The following is an 18,421-nucleotide window of genomic DNA, read 5'->3' as shown; positions in this document are numbered from 1 at the left end:
AGACAAGGCATTGCCTTGTCTTTACTGTATAGATTGATGACCATTATTTTCTTCCAATTCTCTTGATTGATATAATCCCAAACTTTCAATTACTGGTAAATCGTTGAAATTGAATAAGCAAGCATCTTCAGTTTCTGATAAATTGTGGTGTTCATGCCAAGCCCAACTTGGAACACAGAAAATATCTCGTTCTTTCCAATCAAAACGTTTTCCATTAATTATGGAATATCCTTTTCCTTTAGCACATTGATATACAAATGAACCAGTGTGTTTATGCGCTTTTCCTTTGAAACCTGCAGGTAATAATTGCATTGCCGCACCCATAGTTTGCATTACATGTCCGCTTGTTAATGGATTGGAATATTGCATAAAAATTCCATCAAAAGGATTGATTTCATTGACTTTTTGAGCTTCCAACAATGCTGGATAGACATTTTTCCAAGAATATTTGAATAAAGGAGAATAAGGTTTATCCCAAGTTTTATCAGCTGGAATTAATCCTGCACATCCGTAAGTTATTGGCGAATAATTTAATGGTTTTACTAATTCTTGTTTGCCATCGTAAACAGCATAATCGTTAGCTTCGAGTGCATTTACCAACGGAATATCCAAACCATCTTGCCAAATACACGTTTTTCCGCCTTCTTCAACGCCATGTTCGTGCCATGTTGAATTTGGAGTAATCACAAAATCGTTAACTTCCAACATTATTTTATTGCCATCAACAACGGTATATCCTTTTTCGCCTTCCATAATAAAGCGTAGAGCAGAAGCACGATGACGATGTGCCGATGTGCTTTCACCTGGACGTGTAACTTGAATTCCGGTGTATAACCAACCAACTGCTGCGGAAACGTCTTTTCGTTTATCATTAACTAGATAAACAACGCGTCTTCCTGCTTGTTCTGGCGTAACTAATTCAGATGATTTTAAAACTAATTCGCGTAAATCATCATATTTCCAAAGCATTGGAACCGATGAACTTCTTGGTTCCCATGGTTCGATATCATTGGCAACAGTCCACAATGCGCCAGCACCAAGTGTTTCTAATTCCTTGTAATAGGCTATTAATTCAGGAGAATCTTGTACTCTTGCGCGACCAATAACGTCGTCTGAAAATTTATCTTCCATAATTATTATTTAAAAAAAAAAGTTGACTGAGGCTCTCGAAGTCATCATTTTTACTATCTTTTATTAAACTCTTCATGATTATCAATAAACGTAATCTTTCGAGTAGGAGCAATATTTACTCTTAAATCAAAAATATCAAATCTATTGTAATGTCCTAGAATGTCGTGCATTTGTTTAGGTTGAATGCATTTTTCCAAATCAATATCGGCGTAAACCATTCCTTCATCGTCAATTAGTGGCTCACCAATTACAGCGCCATTCGGACCAATAAAACCTGAAAAAGCAGAATTTTTTCTAGTTAAAAGTTCATCAACATTTGGAACATCTTCTCGCAAAGCATCTTTTATTTCTTGAGAAATTGTAGAACACGAAACGATGGTAAACAGTTTTCCTTCAAATGAATGAGCTGCTGCTCTAATTTTAATAGCTTCCGCCATATTATAGTCTGGTGGCGCCACTGGAAGTGAAATATAATTAGCAATGTGAATTAATTCGCCTTGGGAAAGTAGCGTGAAACGTGCTAAAGTATTAGTATTTTCGCCACAGGCAAGTGTTCCAATAGGACCAATTTCTGTATTATAAACTTTTAAAGAAGAACCATCGCCACTAGTCCAAGTTAGTTTTTCTGCCCAAGTTGGAACTAACTTTCGGTGTTTTCCGATTAAAGTTCCGTTGTTGTCGATGATTAAATTGGTGTTGTAAATTTCGCCATAACTATCACCACGTTCGTTGATTCCTATTACAATATGTATGTTGTTATCTTTTGCAGCTTGGAATAATGGTTTCATTGATTCATCAGAAACGGCAACTGAATTTTTATATAACTGTTCATACCATTTGCTTCCTTGAACGGGTGTCATAATCCAATTCCAATAAGGATAACCAGCAATAAAAACCTCTGGAAAAGCTATTAATTGAGCACCGTTTTGACTTGCTTCTTTAATGAAAGAAATAGCTTTATCAATAGTTTTTTCTACGTTTAAAAAAACTGGTGATGTTTGAACGGTGGCGGCTTTGAATTTTTTAAAGTCCATTGTTATATTTTTTGGAACACGGATGAAACTGATTGCTTTGCAAACGCTGATAACCGCGGATTTATTTATTGTATGAGTTTAGTCTTGTTTGTAATTCATAATCCTTTCTTTCATTTCTTCATTAAAAGGTTCTGCTTTGATGCTTTGTCTATCTTCTTGAATTTTTACATTTACCAAAGTTACTTCGCCTTCTAAAACGGTTTGTTCATTTTGATTAACAAATTGAAATCCGCAAATTATAGAGGAAGTTTTAAGTTCTTTTACCCAAAGTTTTTTGGTTAGAGTTTCTCCAATTCGTGCAGCGTTTTTGAATTGTACTTTCAAATCTACAGTTGGAATTCCGTTGGTTTCATGCATTTTGGAGAATGGTCTTTCTAATGCTTCTTCAAACCAATCTTCTACCAAATCGTTGAGCATTTCAAGAAAACGAGGATAGAACACTATTCCAGCGTAATCAATGTGTTTGAAACGGATTTTTTCTTGTTTAATGAAAGGTTGGTTCATAGTTTTATTTTTTTGCCACAGATTTAACTGATTTTCACTGATTTTCATTTTATTACTTCACTTTACCGATTGGTTAGCCCCGATAGTAGTGGAAATCCTTTTCTTTTTTTCTTTAAAAAAGAAAAGATTGCAACGTATAGCGGGATTTGCTTCTAAAATTTCTCACTACTTGCTTTTCTCCAAAAATACAAAAATTCTTTTGGAACTGTACTTTCAAATAATAAACAACCTGTTTCTAATTCGGGAAATATTTCGGCGAAAGTTTCTACTTTGTTTCGGTCGATTCTTGTGGTGATTATGTCACGAGTTACTTCATCAGGATGTGATAAACCTGCTGACGCCATTAAATCCATTGCTGATTTTACTGTTTCGTGTTGGAAACGCGCTACACGAATGCTTTTTTCTTCAGGAACTAATCCTTTCATTAAATCGGGATTTTGCGTCGCAACTCCTGTTGGACAAGTGTTGTTGTGGCATTCGAGCGCTTGAATACAACCCAAAGCAAACATCATTCCGCGAGCAGAATTACATAAATCGGCACCTAATGATAGTGTGCGAACAATATCAAAACCTGTAATAACTTTTCCAGAAGCAATTATTTTGATTTGATCTTTGATTCCGAAACCATTTAAAGCATCATAAACAAAGGCAATTGCGTCGCGCAAAGGCATTCCAACGTGATCGGAATATTCTTGTGGAGCTGCACCAGTTCCGCCTTCGCCACCATCGACAGTGATAAAATCTAAATACGTTTTGGTTTCGACCATTGCTTTACAGATAGATAAAAACTCCGATTTATTTCCGATACAAATTTTGATTCCAATTGGTTTTCCTTCGGAACCTTTTCGCAATAATTTTACAAAATCCATTAATTCTAAAGGTGTTGTAAAAGCCGAGTGGGTTGGTGGTGATAAAATATCTTGACCTTTTGAAACTAAACGAATTGCTGCAATTTCATCGGTTACTTTCTCTTTTGGCAAAATGCCGCCATGACCAGGTTTGGCACCTTGTGAAAACTTAATTTCAATCATTTTGACATTATCTAAAGTAGCTCTTTTTACATATTCGTCGAAATTGAATTTTCCTTCATCGGTGCGGCAACTGAAATAACCAGTTCCGATATTCCACACGACATCACCACCTTGAAGATGATAAGGAGAAAGTCCACCTTCGCCAGTATTATGATAAAATCCGCCTTGTTTTGCTCCATTGTTCAGTGCTAAAATGGCATTTTTGCTTAACGAACCAAAACTCATCGCGCTGATATTGAACATACTTGCATCATAAGGTTTGGTACATTGCGACGAACCAATATGAACTTTTGGATTTTCATTTACTTTTGAAAAAGGAATGGCTCGAATACTATGATTAATCCATTCGTAACCGTCTTTATAAACATCTAATTGTGTTCCGAAAGGCATAGAATCAGATTCTTTTTTGCTTCGTTGATAGACAATACTTCTTTGCAAACGATTGAATGGTTTTCCTTCTAAATCGGTTTCTACAAAATATTGACGAATTTCTGGACCAAGTCCTTCTAATAAATAACGCATTCTTCCTAGTAAAGGAAAATTTTTACGAATGGTTTTTTTGGATTGGTACATATCATATAATCCCATTAAAATCAATGGAATAAATATTAATAGCAGAAAACTAAATTTCCAATTGACGTAAATTAGAATTCCAGTTAAGGAAAGAATGGTGATACTTATTATTAGGAATGCTTTTCTCATTTTTATTTCAGACACGAATTGCACGAATTTGCACGAATTCTATTTTTGTTATTATTACACGAACTATTATTTCAACTTAAAACGTTGGATTTTTCCTGTTTCTGTTTTTGGTAAATTTTCTATAAAATTAATTACTCTTGGATATTTATATGGAGCAGCTACTTCTTTGAACCAATGTTGAATACGGTTTTTCATTGCATCTGTTGCTTTAGATTGATCATTTAGTACAATATGTGCACAAACTAACATTCCGCGTTCTTCATCTGGCATTCCGACTACTGCACATTCTAGAATATCTTCGTGCGTTAAAAGTACAGATTCTACTTCAATTGCGGCAATGTTGTACCCTGAAGAAATAATCATGTCATCGCCACGAGCAACAAACCAGAAATAGCCGTCTTCATCTTGACGGAAAATATCGCCAGTGATGTTCCAACCGTTTTCAACGTATTCTTTTTGTTTGTCTTTTCTGTTCAAATATTTACAACCTGTAATTCCTCTAACGACTAATCTTCCGGCTTCATTTCTTGGTAATTCATTTCCTTTTGAATCAATAATTTTGGTCTCATATCCTGTGATGGCTAATCCAGTTGCACCAGGTTTCATATTTTCTTCATTGGATGAAATAAAAATATGAAGCATTTCTGTTGCTCCAATACCGTCAATGATTTTTAATTCAGTTGTATCATACCAATCTTGCCAAACCTTTAATGGTAGGGTTTCGCCAGCAGAAACACATTTGCGTAAGCTAGAAATATCAAATTCTTTAACTTTAGTAGTAATAATTCTCCAAGCTGTTGGTGCTGTAAAACAGATTGTAATTTTATAATCTTGAATGGCTTTTAATAATAAGTCTGGACTTGGCTTTTCGATTAGAAATGTTGAAGCTCCAAAATACATCGGAAACAAAACCAATCCACCTAAACCAAAGGTAAATCCTAGTGGTGGACTTCCTGTAAAGATATCATTTTGAGTGGGTTGTAACGAATATTGCGGAAAGCATTCGCAAATATTCAAAATATCTTTATGATAATGCGATGTCATTTTGGGCAAACCTGTAGTTCCAGAAGTGAATCCGATTAAAGCCACCGAATCTGATTTTGAATGATAATTATCGAATGTTTTTGGTTTAGAAGCCATTAATTCTTCTAATTGGGAATTACCGTAGAAACAGGTTTTCTTTAAAAAATCAGATTTCACCAAATGGATTTCTTCTTCTAATTCTTTATCACAAAAGGCATGAGAAATTTCGGCACAATCGATAATGGTTGTTAATTCTTTTGATCTAAGTAGAGGCATAGTGGCAACAACAATTCCGCCAGCTTTTAAAATAGCATACCAACAAGCCACCATCATAGGATTATTAGCTGAACGAATTAATACACGATTACCTGATTTTAAGCCCAAATCATCAACTAAAACATTTGAAATTTGATTGGCTTTTTCATACAAATCGTGATATGTCCAAGTTTCTTCAAAAGTTCTAATGCATATGTTATTACCTCGACCTTCTTTAATATGATTATCTAATAATTTTTCAACACAATTCAGCATTTCAGGATGTTGAAATTGAGGTAAATCAGTAAAAACATAATTTGGTTGCAAGTCTAAACTTGGTAGGTTTATGTGTGCAAAATTATCTTCGTAGTGTTTCATTTGAAAAATTGTATATTGTATATTGTATAATAGTATATTGAACCAATTTTACAATATACTATTATACAATATACAGTTTTTACTTCTTATTACTCTTCGGTTTCAAAGCTTTTTTCATTCCTTCCGCTTGTTTTCTTTCTGAAGCTTTTAATGGATATAAATGTGATATTCCCATTTTATATTGATTTGGAATATCATTTGGTTGAAATTGTTCATAAGCTTGTGCGTTTCTCACAAAATTAGCATCCAATAATAATGGTCTTCCTAAAGCTACTAAATCGGCTCTTCCGTTTAAAATTATTGTGTTTATTTGATCAATATCTTGAATATATCCAGCCGTAATCGTTGGAATGTGAACAGTATTTCTAACAGCATCCGAAAAAGGTGTTTGCCACATTCTACCTGTAATTGGTTTTTGATTTGCAACAGTATTTCCTGTCGAAACATTTATAATATCTGCTCCAGCGTTTTTAAAAGCAGTTGCAATTGCAATTACATCTTCTTCAGAAATTCCGTTTTCTGCCCAATCGGTTGCTGAAATTCGAACTGACATTGGTTTTTCTTTTGGGAAAACATTTCGCATTTCATTGAAAACTCTTAGCGGAAATTTCAATCGGTTTTCAACAGTTCCGCCAAATTCATCTGTTCTTATATTTGTCAAAGGCGATAGGAAAGAAGCTAATAAAAATCCATGATGCGCTTGTAATTCGATTAAATCAAATCCAGCTTTGTCTGAATTTATGGTTGCTTGAACGAATTGTGAAGTAACCAAATCCATGTCGGCCAAAGTCATTTCTTTTGGTGTTGCAGAATTTTCATTAAATGGAATTGCAGACGCACTAAGTAATTCCCAACTTTCTCCAGAAAAACTATCTTCCCAAGGAATTTTAGAGCAACCTTTTCGACCAGAATGTCCTAATTGAATTCCGATTTTTGTTTGCGTATTTTTATGAATAAAATTATTTATTCGTTTCCATTCAAATATTTGATTATCATTATATATACCTGCACAACCTAAAGTAATGCGTCCAGTTTCTGAAACTGCTGTCATTTCCGTTAAAATCAATCCTAATCCACCAATGGCTCTTGAGGTATAATGTTGAAAATGCCAATCGTTAACTAATCCGTTTTCTGCCGAATATTGTCCCATTGATGACATTGTAATTCGGTTTTGTAATTCTAAATTTCTTAATTTGAATGGAGAGAAAGCAGCACTTTTGTCTTCGAGAGCCTTAGGCAACGTTTCATTTTTGTTGCCTGAGGCACTCGAAGCCAACAAAAATTCTTCTAAAACTTTATCTGTAAATGATTTATCACGCAAACGCAAGTTTTCATAAGTTACTTTTTTAGCACGTGTCATACATCCGAAAGCAAATTGATAAAAAGGATGTTGATTGTGTCGGTTCATGTTTTCAAACCAATCTAACGATACTAACGCAGCATACTGAATCATTTCTACAGTATTTCTTCGGGATTTATCATAATGTTGAAAGACAGCTTGTACATCGTTTGGATTAGCTATTAATGCATCAAACAAACCTATAGCAGAATCCATAGCAAGTTTTGTTCCTGAACCTATTGAATAATGTGCTGTAGCTTTTGCATCACCAAGTAAAACGATATTCTTATGATACCAATTTTCATTAGTTACATGCGGAAATTGACGCCAATGCGATTTGTTAGAAATTAATGGATGACCATCGAGTTCTTCTTTGAAAATTTCAGCAATTTTTGCAATCGTATCTTCTTCGTTAGTAACTTCAAATTGAAATTTTTGCCAAGTCTCGTCAGCACATTCAAATATCCATGTACTCATTCCAGCTTCATATTGATAGGAATGTGCTACGATTAATCCATGTTCTGTATTTCTGAAAAAATAGGTGAATGCGTCTAAAGGTTTTGTTGAGCCCAACCACACAAAACGGTTTTGCTTTAATTCGATTTTGGTTCCAAATTCTGATGCAAATTTTGTTCGTATTTGACTTCCAATTCCATCAGAAGCGATAATAATATCAGCATCTTCAAATTGACTCAAATCATCTACATTGTGTTCGAAATGCAAATTCACACCTTCTTCTGTGCATCTTTGTTGTAATAATTGTAGTAAAGTTTTTCTTGAACATCCGCAAAATCCATTTCCTGCTATGTTTACAGTTTGTCCATCACGTGCAATGATAATATCATCCCAATAGGCAAATTTGCTACGAATGAGTTCATACGATTGCATGTCACGCTTTAGAAATTCTCCCAAAGTTTCATCGGAAAACACTACACCAAAGCCAAAACTGTCGTCCGATTTATTACGCTCGTAAATATCGATTTGGCAATGAGGCATTGCTTTTTTTGTTAATATTGAAAAGTATAGTCCACCTGGACCACCACCAATAACTGCTATTTTCATATTTTAATGGAACGCGGATGAAACGGATGCTATGCAACGCTGATTTCCGCGGATTTTTTTATTTAACTTCTTTTAATTGAGAAAACTTCTCCAATTTTACTATAATTTGAACCTGCTAATCTTGAAACAGGTTTGTAATTTTCCATATTGATTTTGTAATTATCTAAAAGCACATCATCATCAAAGTGCATCATTACAATTTCACCAACAATCATAGTTGCTCCATTGTTTTCTGGATGTGGCATTGTGAAATTATGAATCATTTTACATTCAAATGAAATTTTAGATTCTTTAACTCTTTTTGGCTTTATTCGTTTGCAATCAATAGGAGTAAGACCAGCATGAATGAATTCATCTTCATTAGCTGGTAATTCTGCTGATGTCATGTTCATAGCTTCAACAACATCTTCTGTAACCATGTTCAAAACGAATTCTTTATTTAGAAGAATATTGTTTAAAGTATCTTTATTGTTTCCTTTTTTTTTAGCAGTCGAAAACATAATATGTTTTTCACCAACAATATTAAAATAGGAGAAAGGAGCAAGGTTGTTGATACCGTTTTGGTCAACTGTAGAAATCCAACCGATAGGTCTTGGAATTATCGAACCTGTAAGTAATTTATATAAAGATGAAGAATCTAAATTGTTTGGGTCAAATTGCATTATAGTTTGTTTGTTACCTACAAATTAAAGCTATTTTTTTTAATTGTATTTAAATTCTGTTAAAATTATTGACATTTGTTAGTGTTAAAATTAGAGTTTCATTTTCTAAAAAACAAAAAATCCCAAACTCCATAAATTTGGAATTTGGGATTTGCATTTTGGAATTTCTTCTTTTATTCTTTTATGATTTTAGTAGTTTTCACTTCTCCATCAGAAGTAACTTTTACCAAATAAGTTCCAGATGCTAAATTTGAAACATCTATTGTGTCTTCATTTGAGTTTATTGACTTAGTAAGCACTTCTTGACCTACTAAATTATAAATTGAAGCATTAGTTATCTTATTTTCAAATGAAATATTTAGAATATTTTTTACTGGGTTAGGATATGCTTTGACTTTGTTTGAAGAGGTTGTAAAATCAGTTACGTCTAAAGTTGTAGGACAGGTAACTGAATTATAGGCGTCACTATTGTTTGTATTAGTTCCATTCCCTAATTGTCCTAAAGAATTATTACCCCAAGTATGTACATCGCCATTTGTTGACATTGCAGAAGAAAAGTCGAAACCAGCACTGACTGCATTCCATTCAATTCCATCTATTAGAAATGTTGGAACAAGACTATTGGTGGTTGTACCGTTTCCTAATTGTCCAGAGTCATTTCTTCCCCAAGCAAATATGGCATCATAGTTTTTTGAAGCAACAATATGATAACCTCCAGCAGAAACAAATTCCCATGTGTCGTTTGGGGTTCCAACTTGAGTTGGCGTGGTTCTATTCACCAAATCATTTTGTCCTAATTGTCCATAAGTATTTTCTCCCCAAGTCCAAATAGTACCATCTGTTTTTAGAGCCGCTGTATAGCTTATTCCACCATCAATGTATTGCCAATTTGTAGCTGTACCTATCTGTGTTGGATTAGTTTTGTTAACAGAAGTACCATCTCCTAATTGTCCTTTATCATTTCGTCCCCAAGTCCATAGAGTTCCGTTGGTTTTAATTCCCATACTATGCGAATTACCCGCACCAATACTTTGCCAATTGGTTGCTGTTCCAATTTGAGTTGGTACCGATCTATTTGTAGTTGTACCATCACCTAATTGACCATATTGGTTGTAACCCCATGCCCAAAGCGTACCATCATTTTTTATACCAAAACTATGGGTGTATCCTGCATATACATTTTTCCAATTGGTTGCATTTCCTATTTGTACTGGTGTGTTCTTAGCAACAGTTGTGCCATCACCTAAATAGCCATAAAAATTATTTCCCCATGCCCATAAAGTTCCATCTGTCTTGATTGCTAGTGTATGGGCAACTCCACAAGAAATACTTTTCCAGTTTGTTGCAGTTCCAATTTGTGAAGGTTGGTTGTTGTTTGATCCAGCATAACCTAATTGTCCAAAAGCATTTGCTCCCCATGACCAAAGACTTCCGTCAGATTTTATAGCAACCGTAAATTGTTGTCCTGAACTTATTTGTTTCCAGCAACCTATAGTTCCTCCAGGTGTCATTTTAACCAAACCACCTTGAGAAGTTCCTACCCAAATAGTGCCATCAGAAAGTGTTTTTAATGCTCTAACATCATCCATTGGTAAATCTGAATTTGCTACCGTATAAGAAGTACAATCAGTAAAATTTTGCAAGCCTGTTCCTCCAAATCCAATCCATATTTTGTTATTACTATCAACATCTAAAGCATTGAATTGGTAACCCGAAAGACAAGAATTACTTTGCCATTGAGTTCCAATGTAGGTACCACCAGTTGTAATAGTCATTAAGCCATCTCCAGAATCACAATAAATGTTATTATTTGCAATTTTTAAAATTTTGTTCGTGCCTCCTTGAAAGATAGTATTAAAATCAGTACCATTAAATTTGTATAATACTCCAAAGTTATTGCTAACCCAAACTCCATTATTACTGTCTGTTGCAACAGAATTAATATTTGTAAGCGAGGTATAGGTGGTCCAAGTTGTTCCATTAAATTTGGTAAGTCCAGATGCTGTAGCTATCCAAAGGTTGTTCAATCCATCAATCGCTATGTCATTGATGGCATTATTTGGAAGTCCAGAATTGGCTGTAGTATAATTAGTCCATGTAGTTCCGTTGCGCAAAATGATACCATTATTTTGTGATGCCATCCATTTTTTGCCTAAACCATCTATTTCAATTTTAATTATGGCGTTGGAAGCAATACCTGAATTGGCAGTTGTATAGTTGGTAAAAGTTGTTCCGTTAAAGGTTGAAACGCCTTCGTAAGTCGCCATCCATAACAAGCCATTTGCATCCACTTTAATATCGCCAATAAAGTAGCTTGCTACACCCGAATTGGATGGATTGTAAACCGTAAAGGTGTATTGTGCCGAAGCAGTAATAGAAATGAAAAGTGATAATAAAATGTAAAGTTTTTTCATAAGGTATTGTTTAGTTTTTTAATGACTCAAATATATAATTATTTAGTAATTGCAAATCAAATCCCAAACTCTTTTCAAATTTGGGATTTGTATTTTGGAATTTTTCGATTTTACTCTTTTATAATTTTGGTTGTTTGTACTTCTTCGTTTGAAGTCACTTTTACCAAGTAAGTTCCAGGAGCTAAATTAGAAACATCAATAATTTCTTCTTTGGTATTGATTTCTTTTGAATATACTTCTTGTCCTACTAGGCTATAAATTGAAATACTAGTTATTTCTTTATCAAATGAAAGATTAAAACTGTTTTTTACTGGATTTGGATATAGTTTTAATGCTGCATTTGTTCCAAATGTTGCTGAAGTTAACGTTGGTAAATCGGCACTTTGAGTGCTTGTTAAACAACTAGATATAAATGGTGTCGTATTTCCTCCAAAAATAAATAGTTTATTTTGCCATATCTCAGAGGTGTGGTGTCTTCTTCCAATCATGTTGGTTTGCGTCAGAGTAGTAAATGTATCGTTGGCAGTATCGTAAACACCTGTAAAGGTTTGATTGCTATAATCGCCTGTTATATACAGTTTGGTATCTGTAAGTTCTCCTATTGCAACAGCATAAGCCGATAATGAAATAGGTAACAATGTATTGGAAGTGCTCCATTGGTTACTAGCAAAATCATAAATGTAAATAGTATTTGAAGAATTTGCTTTGTAAACTCTCACATTGTCAATTTGATAAGTTGTAGTTTTAGGAGTTGGAGCATAACCACCAACATATTTAAATCCAATTCTAAAATTACTTAAATCTCCCGTAAGTGGAATATTTCCTGAAAATATAAAATTAGCTGCATAACCTGTTGTAGTTCCGCTAGCGATGTTGGCATCTAATAACGTTTTGGTTGAAGTAGTTATATCACCAGTCCAATTGGTAATTAGATAGGCTTGCAGAGTTGCCCCGTTATTAAATCCGTCTTTGGTTTCAAAATTTAAAAATACTTGATCAGAGCTTAGTGCTGTTATCTGATTTGAAACTAACCATGATATGTTAGTAGGTTGCTGATTGGCAACTAAACTTTCAAATGCTGTAATTTCGGCATATTTATTAGCTGTAAAAGTTTTTCCTTTGTAGAGTTTTGTTCCTGTTTCTGCTACGTTTACCCAGTCAGTAAGGGCAATGTTGCTTCCTGATGTTACGGTTTCAAAGTTTTCTGCAGTTGCATTGGTTTCGCTATAACCACCAAAAGTATATAGTTTAGCATTAAAATTACTATCATAAACAACTTCACCTCTGGTTTGCAAACCAACTGGCATATCAGCAAGTGCTGTCCATTCACCCCAAGGTGTAATTTTGTATAATTTTTTAGAATATTGAGCATTAAAGTTACTAGAGCAACCTCCAAAGCTAATTAAATAATCGCCCCAAACGGAGCTTCCAGCACTGAAAACCGGATTTGGATTTAGCGTAGTATTTTGAGTCAATACTCCTGTTTCAGGATTTAATTGCTCTAATTTGTTGTTAGCACCAGTGCTTGTTAAACCGTTAAACAAGTACATTGTATTACCCAAAATTTCCATATTTCCATATCTTTTGGCAATGGTTGGTGTTGAGGGTGTGAAGAGATACCACAAATCTTCATAAAAATTATAAGCTTCAATTTCTGAAGTATAGGGCTGGTCGTTCGAAAAGCCATTGGTTACATACATAATATCGTTACTTTGGTCTTTAGAACTTGCCGAACCACCACGGGGAATTAATTTATCAGCTTTGTTTATAAAATTTAAATTTTGTGAGAATGCCGAAGTAAAAGTGGTAAGTAACACCAAAAGAGTAATTTTTCTAATCATTATTTTATTTTTTAAATCTTTGTTAGAGATAATTTATACAAACATAATTTATTTTTACACAATACCACAAGGTTGACTCTAAATTGATGAATATTTGAAGTATATCAAATCACATTCGTTGGTTATGGGGTTGTATTCGATGAGTTATGAAGTTAGAATAACTTTGTGTTATTTGTGCTTCAAAAACAATTAATTTTTACTCTTTGTCCACTGGTCAATTTCTGCAAAAACGGTAGGCTTTATATCTACATATTTTGTTTTTCCACTTTCTTCTAGTTCATCTTGTAAAAAATGATTGGCGTTTGGATATACTTTATAGGTTAAATTTGTTTTTTGGTACCGTAAAAACTCTATTTGTACATAGTCAGTATTCATTATAAAAGAACCCCACAAGTCTTTACCGCCAGCAATCACAAATATTGGAATTTTGAGTTTTAGCATATTTTCTAATGGTGTTTCATCACTAAAACTTGCCCAGCGAAAATAGGTTTCGTCATACCACATTTTCGTTTTGTTTTTTGGGTCATTAAAAATTCTTTTGTAGTCAGCAAATAAGGTATCAATGTTTTGTTGTGTTTTTTCAAAAGTTTGCTCACCCTTAAAGGCAGCTAGGCGTTCTTGCAAAACAAAATCGTATAAATGATTCAATGAATTGGTGTTAAGCAAAACAAGATGAGTCACTTTTTTATTGATAACAGCTACCTTGGGAGCCACTTGTCCACCTTGTGAATGTCCGATTACCACTATTTTCGATTGGTCGGTTGGTAGTAATTTTATAGCTTTGTTAATTATAAGAGAAGCAGCTTCAGCTCTCCATTCTAGCGAATAGTTCTCTCTATAGATATCTGAAACAGGATAGGTAAAATTTCCATTTTCACCTTCAACAGTGTCAAACAAAGGAACATTTGGTTTGTTTACTAAAATTACGTGGTATTGGTCTTTGTATTTTTGAATTTCAGTAAAGGCGCTCCAATTGTAGGAATTAGTTTCTTTGATGTACTGAAATGTGGGTAAATTTCCCGAACCATGAATAAAAATCAATAAAGGCTTTTTGGTATCGATTGTAGATTTAAAAGTGCAGAATTCTACTTTTCCTAATTTTTTGTTTTCAAAAGAGAATATTTTGAATTGCTCTTTAAAGTCGGATTGTCCAAAACAAAAACTTAGTGATACTAATAAGAAATAAACTAATTTATATTTCATTTTTTTTAATTATAGCAATCCATTGCATCAAATCTACAAAATTTATTTATATTAATCGAGGTACTAAATTAGAATTCAGAAATTAGAATTTAGAAGAACTATTTGTTAAGATAGATGTTTAATTTTTTATAGAGACATAAGGCTTTGCTTTATGTCTTTTTTAATTTATCGCAGTTTCACGAGTTTAAAACTTTGTGAGCTTTGTATAAATCTTCGTGTTCTTTGTGGTTAAAAAAAAGTACGAGGTACGAATTTTCAAGATTTAATTAATTTCTTTAATAAGTATTACACAAATAGAATCATTAGATGAGAAAATTTAGCAAAAACAGTTAAAATTAGTATTAATGTAATTATTTTCCAGTAAAATTGCACACTATGTAAATTTATACTAAAAAAAATAGCAAAAATGTTTTTGTATATTTGCTAAATTAGTATATTTATGCAAAATTTATATATATGGAGATTTTAGCTTGTCCAAAATGCCAAAGTGACAACATTGTAAAAAGCGGTGTAATCAAAGATAGACAAAGGTTTTTGTGCAAAAAATGCAATTACTATTTCACCGTCAATAAGTTGGGTAAAAAGATAGATAGCTACTATGTAACCAAAGCATTGCAACTCTATTTAGAAGGTTTAAGTTTTAGAGAAATAGAACGCATTATTGGTGTTTCGCACGTAACAGTAAGTAACTGGGTAAAGGAATATAAGGTAACCAAACCCAATCATACCGATTATCACCCAACTTATAAGATATACAACCACTTAGAATTGGTAGAATTTTTGAAAAATAAAGAACAACTAAAAGGAGCAGGAATGATTATTACAGAGCTTGGAGATAAGTTTATGTTAATAAAATGGGAGCGTTTCAAAGATTAACTATAGTATTTACATAAATATATATCATAATTTTTTTCATTAACAAAATTTTAGAATTTGGTCAAGCAAAAATGAATTACTAACCAAATTTTTTAAATCTTATGAAGAAAATTTTATTAAATGTTGCATTCCTATTTTCAGCATTAGCATTTTCTCAAGAGCCAAAAACTCAAGAAATCCCATATAAAGTAGATGTATATGGTTTTGCCCGTGTTGATTATAGCATGGACACTAGACAGTCAGCACAAGTGAGAGAGTATCATTTAAATTTTTGGCCTTTAGATGAAAAGCTAGATGCCAACGGAGATGATATTAACCAAACAGGAGCATCCAACTTTTTATCTGTAGTGTCAAGATTAGGTGTTAAGGCAACTGGTCCAGACGTTTGGGGTGCAAAGGTGAATGGCGTTCTCGAAGGCGATTTTTTTGGAAACACTCAACAATCTATAGCTTTGTTTAGATTACGTCATGCGTATGCAAAGTTAGATTGGGCTAAAACATCAATAACTTTTGGTCAAACTTGGTATCCTACATTTATTCCTGAGGTTTTCCCTGGTGTTGCTAACTTTTCTACTGGAATTCCTTTCAATCCATTTGGATGGGCAACACAATTTAGAATTGATCAAAAATTAAATGATAAATTTAAAGTATCTTTTATTGCCTATAAAGATAGAGAGTTTGGAGCATTTTCAGCAGATGGAAATCAAAATTCACCTGTTTACAATAGCGTAATTCCTGCCATGCATGGTAAAATTGAATATAGAAGCAAATCTATTATAGCAGGTTTTGGAGCTGAATTTTATCCAAATAAACCATTAATTGAGTCAGTAATCTCTCCAGCAATACCTGCCACGGGAACGACTCCTGCAGTGCCAGCTGTAATTAAAAAATCTTCCGAAACTTTAAATTCAACATCAATTGTTGCTTACATGAAATACAATAATGAAAAGTTTCATGTAAAACTTTATGGAATCTCAGGAGAAAACTTGCATCATTTGGTTATGTTAGGCGGATATGCTAGTTATGCAAATGGAACTAATCCAGTTACTTATGAGGGAATAAGAACAAATTCATTTTGGTTAGATATAGCCAGTAATAGCAAAAAAACAGCACCAGGTTTATTTTTTGGTTATACAAATCAAGAGGGTACTTCTTCAGATGTTGCTCCAGCCAATATTTATGCAAGAGGTATTACAGCTACAAGAGGTGTTAAATATATGTGGAGAACTGCTGCTCGTGTAGATTTTAAACAAAATAAATTTAGAATTACACCAGAAGTTGAATACACAGCGGCCACTCATGGAAAAACACAGTCGGATTTATCCATTTCTGACAACCAAAACAAAGTTGGAAATCTAAGAACAACTATCTCTGCGGTATATTCTTTTTAAAACAAACAATAAACTAATAAATTAATAAATATGAGCGATAAAAAAACAACAGGAATTTGGAAAGTTATTTCTGCTTCCTCAATGGGTACAATGATCGAATGGTATGATTTCTATATCTTCGGAAGTTTAGCAGTAGTATTGTCTACCAAATTCTTTCCAACAGATAATCCAACTGCAGCCTTCTTATCTACACTTGCAACCTTTGCTGCAGGTTTCGTAGTACGTCCGTTTGGAGCCCTTTTCTTCGGAAGATTAGGCGATTTAATAGGAAGAAAATACACGTTCATGGTAACGTTGATGTTAATGGGTGGCGCAACATTTGTAATTGGATGTATTCCGAGTTATGAAACAATTGGTTTTGCTGCTCCAATTTTAGTATTAATTCTTCGTTTACTTCAAGGTTTAGCTCTTGGAGGTGAATATGGTGGAGCCGCAACGTATGTAGCAGAACACGCACCTGCAGGAGAAAAAGGCTATTGGACATCATGGATTCAAACAACAGCAACAGTTGGTTTGTTCATTTCATTAATGGTAATTTTAATTACTAAAGCGTCTTTATCTAAAGAAGCATTTGATGAGTGGGGTTGGAGAGTACCATTTTGGGTATCAATCTTGATGGTTTTTGTATCTTATTTGATTCGTAAAAACATGCATGAGTCTCCAGCTTTCGCAAAAACTAAAGCTGAAGGAAAAACTTCAACTAATCCTTTAAAAGAAAGTTTCGGAAATAAATTCAATTTAAAATTCGTTCTTCTTGCATTATTTGGTGCTACAATGGGACAAGGTGTTGTTTGGTACACAGGACAATTCTATGCCATGAACTTCTTAAAAACTGTTCAAAGTATCGATTCTTCTCAAGTTGATATGCTTTTGGGTGTTGCCCTAATACTTGGAACTCCGTTCTTTGTTGTATTTGGATGGTTAAGTGATAAATGGGGTAGAAAATCAATTATGATGGCAGGTATGTTGTTAGCGATTTTATTATATCGTCCAATTTATAGAGCAATGTATAATTCAACAGATTTGACTAAGAAAAGTGAAATTGTTGAGCAAACTAAAGTAGTTCCATCTATTAAAGAAGTTGACGCTACAAAAATGGATTCAATCTATACTACTACAAAAGCTTATACTGACGGAACTACAGTTGAAGAAATCAAAACTATTCATTTTGAAAATGGAAAAGTAATGCTTGATGATAAAGGAAAAGATAAAATTGAAACTAAAGTTACTAAAATGATTAACAATGGCGACAGATGGTTCTTAATTCTTATGGTTTTTGTTCAAGTAATTTTTGTGACGATGGTTTATGGTCCAATTGCTGCATTCCTTGTAGAAATGTTCCCAGTTAAAATTAGATATACGTCTATGTCATTACCTTATCACGTAGGAAATGGTATCTTTGGAGGATTACTTCCTGCAATTTCAACTTACTTTGTAACGAATGCAAAAGAAGCCGGTGATGTAGAATTTTACCTTGAAGGATTATGGTATCCAATTGGTATTGCCGCAGTTTGTTTCGTTATCGGAATGATTTACATTGACAGAAAAATTAATACTCTTCACGACTAAAATATA

Annotated in this window: 13 protein-coding genes; 3 read left to right on the top strand and 10 right to left on the bottom strand. The window is 33.5% G+C overall.

The features are described 5' to 3' along the window. Positions 1-21: 21 nt before the first annotated feature. From O9267_RS08250 to O9267_RS08205, 10 genes are all read right to left on the bottom strand, one after another. Positions 22-1,131, bottom strand: a complete 1,110-nt coding sequence (locus O9267_RS08250) for a cupin domain-containing protein (RefSeq protein ID WP_298178042.1) — start codon at positions 1,129-1,131, stop codon at positions 22-24. 53 nt (positions 1,132-1,184) lie between these two features. Then, the gene (locus O9267_RS08245) at positions 1,185-2,165 is read right to left on the bottom strand and encodes a carbon-nitrogen hydrolase family protein (RefSeq protein WP_298178041.1); all 981 of its coding nucleotides are present in this window, start codon (positions 2,163-2,165) and stop codon (positions 1,185-1,187) included. Positions 2,166-2,243: 78 nt separating this feature from the next. Then, the gene (locus tag O9267_RS08240; protein ID WP_298178040.1) at positions 2,244-2,669 is read right to left on the bottom strand and encodes a thioesterase family protein; all 426 of its coding nucleotides are present in this window, start codon (positions 2,667-2,669) and stop codon (positions 2,244-2,246) included. Between the two features lie 152 nt (positions 2,670-2,821). Next, positions 2,822-4,402, bottom strand: a complete 1,581-nt coding sequence (locus O9267_RS08235; RefSeq protein ID WP_298178039.1) for an FMN-binding glutamate synthase family protein — start codon at positions 4,400-4,402, stop codon at positions 2,822-2,824. A 66-nt stretch (positions 4,403-4,468) separates the two neighbouring features. Continuing rightward, a complete protein-coding gene (locus O9267_RS08230) occupies positions 4,469-6,058 on the bottom strand; it encodes an AMP-binding protein (RefSeq protein WP_298178037.1) in 1,590 nt (529 codons plus the stop codon). Between the two features lie 79 nt (positions 6,059-6,137). After that, positions 6,138-8,459 (bottom strand): bifunctional salicylyl-CoA 5-hydroxylase/oxidoreductase, encoded by a 2,322-nt coding sequence (locus O9267_RS08225; RefSeq protein WP_298178035.1) that lies wholly within the window; start codon positions 8,457-8,459, stop codon positions 6,138-6,140. A gap of 62 nt (positions 8,460-8,521) precedes the next feature. Continuing rightward, the gene (locus tag O9267_RS08220; protein WP_298178033.1) at positions 8,522-9,121 is read right to left on the bottom strand and encodes a flavin reductase family protein; all 600 of its coding nucleotides are present in this window, start codon (positions 9,119-9,121) and stop codon (positions 8,522-8,524) included. 173 nt (positions 9,122-9,294) lie between these two features. After that, positions 9,295-11,535, bottom strand: coding sequence for a T9SS type A sorting domain-containing protein (locus O9267_RS08215; RefSeq protein ID WP_298178031.1), 2,241 nt, complete (start codon positions 11,533-11,535; stop codon positions 9,295-9,297). 110 nt (positions 11,536-11,645) lie between these two features. Then, positions 11,646-13,376, bottom strand: a complete 1,731-nt coding sequence (locus O9267_RS08210; RefSeq protein ID WP_298178029.1) for a T9SS type A sorting domain-containing protein — start codon at positions 13,374-13,376, stop codon at positions 11,646-11,648. 189 nt (positions 13,377-13,565) lie between these two features. Next, positions 13,566-14,579: an alpha/beta fold hydrolase gene (locus tag O9267_RS08205; protein WP_298178028.1), complete on the bottom strand. Its 1,014-nt coding sequence runs from the start codon at positions 14,577-14,579 to the stop codon at positions 13,566-13,568. 456 nt (positions 14,580-15,035) lie between these two features. Between O9267_RS08205 and O9267_RS08200 the strand changes: the two genes are divergently transcribed. The 3 genes from O9267_RS08200 to O9267_RS08190 all read left to right on the top strand — a co-directional run bounded on the left by O9267_RS08200 (position 15,036) and on the right by O9267_RS08190 (position 18,415). Then, on the top strand, positions 15,036-15,455 hold the full coding sequence (locus O9267_RS08200; protein WP_298178026.1) for a helix-turn-helix domain-containing protein: 420 nt from the start codon (positions 15,036-15,038) through the stop codon (positions 15,453-15,455). Positions 15,456-15,556: 101 nt separating this feature from the next. Beyond that, complete coding sequence (locus O9267_RS08195; RefSeq protein WP_298178024.1) at positions 15,557-16,846, top strand: hypothetical protein; 1,290 nt, start codon at positions 15,557-15,559, stop codon at positions 16,844-16,846. A 30-nt stretch (positions 16,847-16,876) separates the two neighbouring features. Next, on the top strand, positions 16,877-18,415 hold the full coding sequence (locus O9267_RS08190) for an MFS transporter (RefSeq protein WP_298178022.1): 1,539 nt from the start codon (positions 16,877-16,879) through the stop codon (positions 18,413-18,415). The last annotated feature ends 6 nt before the right edge of the window (positions 18,416-18,421 follow it).

This window comes from Flavobacterium sp., assembly GCF_027531705.1.
GTDB lineage: Bacteria > Bacteroidota > Bacteroidia > Flavobacteriales > Flavobacteriaceae > Flavobacterium.
Note: the sequence above shows the minus strand (reverse complement) of the source record. Positions and strands in the feature narration are given on the sequence as shown.

What these genes read in the sequence shown, in the direction of transcription:
- O9267_RS08220 (WP_298178033.1), bottom strand. Translation starts at nt 9,121, where the DNA reads ATGCAATTTGACCCAAACAATTTAGATTCTTCATCTTTATATAAATTA.
- O9267_RS08205 (WP_298178028.1), bottom strand. Translation starts at nt 14,579, where the DNA reads ATGAAATATAAATTAGTTTATTTCTTATTAGTATCACTAAGTTTTTGT.
- O9267_RS08225 (WP_298178035.1), bottom strand. Translation starts at nt 8,459, where the DNA reads ATGAAAATAGCAGTTATTGGTGGTGGTCCAGGTGGACTATACTTTTCA.
- O9267_RS08195 (WP_298178024.1), top strand. Translation starts at nt 15,557, where the DNA reads ATGAAGAAAATTTTATTAAATGTTGCATTCCTATTTTCAGCATTAGCA.
- O9267_RS08235 (WP_298178039.1), bottom strand. Translation starts at nt 4,402, where the DNA reads ATGAGAAAAGCATTCCTAATAATAAGTATCACCATTCTTTCCTTAACT.
- O9267_RS08200 (WP_298178026.1), top strand. Translation starts at nt 15,036, where the DNA reads ATGGAGATTTTAGCTTGTCCAAAATGCCAAAGTGACAACATTGTAAAA.
- O9267_RS08210 (WP_298178029.1), bottom strand. Translation starts at nt 13,376, where the DNA reads ATGATTAGAAAAATTACTCTTTTGGTGTTACTTACCACTTTTACTTCG.
- O9267_RS08215 (WP_298178031.1), bottom strand. Translation starts at nt 11,535, where the DNA reads ATGAAAAAACTTTACATTTTATTATCACTTTTCATTTCTATTACTGCT.
- O9267_RS08240 (WP_298178040.1), bottom strand. Translation starts at nt 2,669, where the DNA reads ATGAACCAACCTTTCATTAAACAAGAAAAAATCCGTTTCAAACACATT.
- O9267_RS08230 (WP_298178037.1), bottom strand. Translation starts at nt 6,058, where the DNA reads ATGAAACACTACGAAGATAATTTTGCACACATAAACCTACCAAGTTTA.
- O9267_RS08245 (WP_298178041.1), bottom strand. Translation starts at nt 2,165, where the DNA reads ATGGACTTTAAAAAATTCAAAGCCGCCACCGTTCAAACATCACCAGTT.
- O9267_RS08190 (WP_298178022.1), top strand. Translation starts at nt 16,877, where the DNA reads ATGAGCGATAAAAAAACAACAGGAATTTGGAAAGTTATTTCTGCTTCC.
- O9267_RS08250 (WP_298178042.1), bottom strand. Translation starts at nt 1,131, where the DNA reads ATGGAAGATAAATTTTCAGACGACGTTATTGGTCGCGCAAGAGTACAA.